The sequence below is a fragment of the bacterium genome (genome assembly GCA_016873475.1).
Classification (GTDB): domain Bacteria; phylum Krumholzibacteriota; class Krumholzibacteriia; order JACNKJ01; family JACNKJ01; genus VGXI01.
In genome coordinates, this window is sequence record VGXI01000209.1 from 1 (window position 1) to 5,185 (window position 5,185).

Genomic DNA, 5,185 nt, shown 5'->3' on the forward strand with positions numbered 1-5,185 from the left:
GGTTCGGGAGTCCAGGCCAGCCGGCGAGCAGTCGCTCGCCTGGGACGGCCGCGACGATGCCGGCCGCGCGCTGCCCAGCGGCCTGTACGTCGCCCAGCTCGAGGCGGCCGATGCGCGCGCGAGCTGCAAGCTGCTGCTGTTGAAATGAGATCGCTGCAGTCCTTTCGCGCGCGGGCTGCGAAGGTGAAGGGTTCTCCGGCAAGTTCATCGTCGTCCGTTGACCGGAGACGAGCGAGGAGGTGGCTCATGCGAAAGCTTGGCGTCGCGGCTCTCCTGCTCCTGTACGCCATCCCAGGTGTAGCCGCGGAGTGGGATCTCATTGCAGACCTGGAAAGCACAGGCGACGTGATTGCGGCTGTTGCGGATCCCTGGCACGGCCGACTCCTCTTCGGCACCAATTCCGGATACCGGATCTACCTTCCGGCGACGGGGACTTGGTTAGTGCGAGAATTCGAGGCGGAGTACTATGCTGCCGTATTCAGCTTCCTATCCAGCGAGAGCGATTCCTCGGCGCTCCTGACGGGCCGCTACAACTACGGTTTCATGACCGGCTTCATCATGGACAATGCCGGGCTGACCACCGAGGGTCCGATCGTTGCAGGAGACTACTCGCGCGCTGTCAGGGCACTCTGCGAAACGCCCGGTCCCCCAGTAGCGATGCTGGCGTGCGCTGGTGGTACGATCCTCCGATCCTTCAATGGTGGATTGAGTTGGGACAACATCTACTACCTGGGCGCGACAAGCGGCTGGGCCTTGGGTGTCGCCCCTGATGGCGATGTCTTGCTAGGCTTTGGCGTCAGGGGGGATCCGTGGGGGCCGCATGGGCTCCTGCGCAGCGCTGACGCAGGGGAGTCCTGGCAGGAGATCTCGGGCGACATGCCGCTTGCGGCGCATGTCGGCGATGTGGCGATCGATCCTCTCGATTCGCATCATCTCTACATTCGGCAGGGCGGCTCCACGGAACCCGATGATCCTGCTCTAGGCATTTGGGAGACCCTCGATGGTGGGCAACACTGGGAGCAGATCCTCCAGGGGAACACCTTCGACCTCAGCATGCATCCCGACGATGCCGATCTGCTCGTGGCCGCGAAGGAGGGTGGGACCGTTCTCCTTACGCGAAACGGCGGGGACAGCTGGACGGACATCACCGGTTCCTTCCCTTGGCTGGAGGTAGAACGAACCGCTATCTGCCGCGCAGACGAGCGGATCTACGTCGTTGCGTACACCCCCGATGGCCTCTATGGCCTGTGGGCCACCGACCTCTATCCCACGGGGGTGAGTCAGGCGCCGCGCCCGGGGGCAACCCTGGCTGCCTACCCGAATCCCTTCAATCCAGCGACGGCGCTCAAGTTCAGTCTGCCTGAAGCGGCCGCGGTGAGCGTGTTCGTCACGGATGTGCAGGGGCGGCGGGTGCGGAGCCTCGTGGTTCGGGAATCCAGGCCCGCCGGCGAGCAGTCGCTCGCCTGGGACGGCCGCGACGATGCCGGCCGCGCGCTGCCCAGCGGCCTGTACGTTGCCCAGCTCGAGGCCGCCGATGCGCGCGCGAGCTGCAAGCTGCTGCTGTTGAAATAGGCCTTCCGGAGCGTCGGCTGGCCGCGCCGGCGCGCCCCGCGAACTCCGCTTCGCCCCGGAGACGGGCATCTGTTATACTGGATTCCGCTTCTACCCCGTGAGAGGAGGATCCCCGTGCAGCTTCGCGCCACCACCCTCGGGCGCCTCGGCGCCGCTCTGTGCCTGATCGCCACCGTCCTGGCCGGCGTGCCCGCCCTGGCCGAGGAGCACCACGCCCAGGTCCGCTTCTGGCTGGACACGGCCGCGGACCGCGCCTTCATCGAGAGCGAGGCGCCCCACCTCGACATCGTGGCCGGCCGCGCGGGCGTGTTCGTGGACCTGATCGTGCCGCAGTCGGAGCTGCCGAGCCTCGTCGCCCGCGGCAGCCGCGTCGAGGTCCTGCACGCCGACATCGAGACCTTCTACGCGGAGCGCCTGGGCGACCGCGCGGACTACGGCCTCTACCACACCTACGCCGAGTCCGTGGCCTGGATGGACACCCTGCGCACCTTCTACCCGCAGGTGATCAGCGCGCGCTGGTCGCTGGGCGCGGGGCACCTCGGCAACCAGATCTGGTGCGCGCGCATCTCGGACAACCCGGATGTCGACGAGGACGGCGAGGCCGAGGTCCTCTTCGACGGCGCCCACCACGCCCGCGAGATCATGGCTGCCGAGATGCCGATGATGCTCGCCGAGTACCTCTGCGAGCAGTACGCGGCGGGCGACCCCGAGATCGTCGCCCTCGTCAACGCGCGCGAGATCTACATCGTGCCGATCGTCAACCCAGACGGCTTCCTCTACAACGAGCAGACCAACCCGAACGGCGGCGGCATGTGGCGCAAGAACCGCCGCAACAACGGCGGCAGCTACGGCGTCGACAACAACCGCAACTACCCCTACCAGTGGGGTTGCGACTGGGGGAGCAGCGGCAATCCCAGCGACGAGACCTACCGCGGACCCGCCGCGGGCAGCGAGCCCGAGACGCAGGCGATGATGAGCTTCGTCAACGCCCACGAGTTCGTCGTCCGCCAGAGCTACCACACCTACGGCGAGCTGACGCTCTACCCCTGGGGCTACACGACCGCGGACACGCCCGACCACGCCACCTTCCAGGAGATGGCCGCGGCGATGGTGCAGTACAACGGCTACACGCCGGGCCAGCCGGGCGAGGTGCTCTACGACGTCTGCGGCGGCACCTTCGACTGGGACTACGGCGCGAGCGCCCAGCACCTGGCGGTCTACGGCTTCACGAACGAGATGGGCGACGGCAACGACGGCTTCTGGCCCACCAACGCCCGCCGGCAGCCGATCTTCGACGAGAACCTCTGGCCGGCGCTCTACCTGATCGAGACGGCCGGCACCCTGCGCGGCGTCACCTGGACGCACAGCCCCTTGCCCTTCACGGGCGATCCCACGGGCGGCTACCTGGCCGTCGGCGTGCCGCAGGGCTTCGGCGGCGCCGCGATCAATCCGGCGAGCGTGAAGCTCCGCTATCGCGTCGACGGCAGCCTCTTCACTGAGCTGCCGATGACGATCACTGGCCAGCCCGGCCAGTACGGGGCGACGATCCCGAACCAGCCTGAGGGCAGCCGCATCGAGTACTACCTCTACGCCAGCGACGTCGCCGGTAACACGGGCACCAGCCCGCGCAACGCGCCCGCCGCGCTGCACTACTTTGAGGTCGGCACGAGCTTCGCCCATGACATGGAAGCCGCTCGCGGCTGGATCGGCGGCGGCACCGGCGACACGGCGAGCACCGGCCTCTGGGTCCGCGTCGACCCCGTGGGCACGGCCGCCCAGCCCGAGGACGACCACACGCCGACGGGCACCCAGTGCTGGGTGACCGGCCAGCACCTGGCCGGCCAGACGATCGGCTACAACGACGTCGACGGCGGGCTGACCACGCTCTACTCGCCGGTCTACGATCTCACGGGCGCCGAATCGGTGGCCTTCAGCTACTGGCGCTGGTACTCGAACGATCAAGGCAGCGCGCCGGGCGAGGACTACTGGGACGTCTACGTCTCCAACAACGCCGGCGCGAGCTGGACGAGCGTCGAGCACACGAACGTCTCGGCCGCCGCCTGGACGAACCGGAGCTTCGACCTCGCGAGCTTCTTCGCGACGCCCGGCCAGGTGCAGCTCAAGTTCGTGGCCAGCGACGCGGGCAGCGGCTCGATCGTCGAGGGCGCCGTCGACGACTTCGCGATCGCGGGCGTCTTCGACACGACGCCGGTCGAGGAGGCGCCCGGTGCGCTGAGGCTCAGCCTCGCCCGCGCCTTCCCGAACCCCTTCAATCCGAAGACGACCGTGCAGTTCAGCCTGGCCGCGCCCGGCTTCGCGCAGCTGGGCGTCTACGACGCTCAGGGCCGCCTGCTGCGCGTCTTGCTCGCGGCCGAGCTGCCGGCCGGCCCGCAGGCGCTGACCTGGAACGGCACCGACGCCCTCGGCCGGCCCGTGGCCAGCGGGGTCTACTTCATCCGCCTGCAGGCGGGGGGCGCGGAGTTTTCGCAGAAGGTGCTCCTGGCCAAGTAGCACGCGCCCCTTCGACACCAGGCCGCCGTCGGCGCCTCCTCCCGCGCACGAAACAACGTGCGCGTCCGGAGACGCCGCCGCGCGATTTCCCTGGACGAGTTTGCGTCTCTGTGAAACCGTGGCCATACTGCACGCGCAGGCCGCCACGGCGGGCGGCCGGTGGCGGGGGAGGTCAGGATGAGCCTCGGTGTCGACAAGGAGCGCCAGGATCACATGGTCGTGCTCGCCGCCGACGGCGACGACCGGGAAAAGCGGGAGATGGCCACAGTCCTGCGCAGCCTCGCGCAGGCCATGGAGGATCAGGACGTCGTCGGCTGTCCTCTCCTCGTCATGGAGAAGCGCTGCTACGAGCGGCTACTGGGCCTGCACCGCCGGGCGGCTCGCGCTGCCGGCGGCCTCCCGAAAACCTGAGCGGGGCCTCTGGAATCCCGCGGCAGCGCCTGGATTTGGGCCGGGCGTGTGCGATTTCACAAAAGCGCGCTGTAGGGTCTGGCCATCGCCCCGCAATGGGTCTAGAGTCGTCGTGTTTCGAAACCACGGCGAGAAGTCCTGCTGCGGACGATCTCCCGACAGCGAAAGGATCCGAGATGATCGCTCAGCGCTATCGCCTGCTGCTGGTTGCAGTCGCCGCACTCGCGCTGCTGCCGACGGTGGCATTCGCCCAAGACAAGGTCCTCGAACTCGACAACCCGCCCGGCCGGGAGCCGATCCCGCCGGACTGCTCCAGCTGGCACGAGCTGTGGCCCGCCTTCTGCGGGATCGCTCACCAGGACAGCCTCCACGATAACGGAGACGGCGTCCTCTCCGCCTGCGACTACATCTATCTGGATGGTCTTCGCTACCACGTCGACTGGGTCGGCCCCACCTACTGGCTGGACTGCGAGCTCATCCTCGAGCCGACGGACTATCAGCCCGGCAATCCTGTCTGCCAGATGTGGATCGAGATCTGGCCCGACTACGGCCAGCAGTGGCATGTCGACCAGTGGCAGGACAACGGCAACGGCGTGGTGGACGCCTGCGATTTCATCACCGTCAGCGGCGGCGGCGAGATCTGGATTTGCCACGTCAACGAGGTGCGCACGAACATCCGCGTCACCGGCGA

The 5,185-nt window shown here is 68.0% G+C and carries 4 protein-coding genes; all 4 read left to right on the plus strand.

All coding sequences use genetic code 11. The annotated features are described in order from the left end of the window. Window positions 1-144: 144 nt before the first annotated feature. A complete protein-coding gene (locus FJ251_13225) occupies window positions 145-1,572 on the plus strand; it encodes a hypothetical protein (GenBank protein ID MBM4118668.1) in 1,428 nt (475 codons plus the stop codon). A gap of 114 nt (window positions 1,573-1,686) precedes the next feature. Next, window positions 1,687-4,083, plus strand: a complete 2,397-nt coding sequence (locus FJ251_13230) for a T9SS type A sorting domain-containing protein (protein MBM4118669.1) — start codon at window positions 1,687-1,689, stop codon at window positions 4,081-4,083. 177 nt (window positions 4,084-4,260) lie between these two features. Beyond that, a complete protein-coding gene (locus FJ251_13235; GenBank protein MBM4118670.1) occupies window positions 4,261-4,494 on the plus strand; it encodes a hypothetical protein in 234 nt (77 codons plus the stop codon). 176 nt (window positions 4,495-4,670) lie between these two features. Then, on the plus strand, window positions 4,671-5,185 hold a 515-nt coding region (locus tag FJ251_13240; protein MBM4118671.1), incomplete at its 3' end, for a hypothetical protein.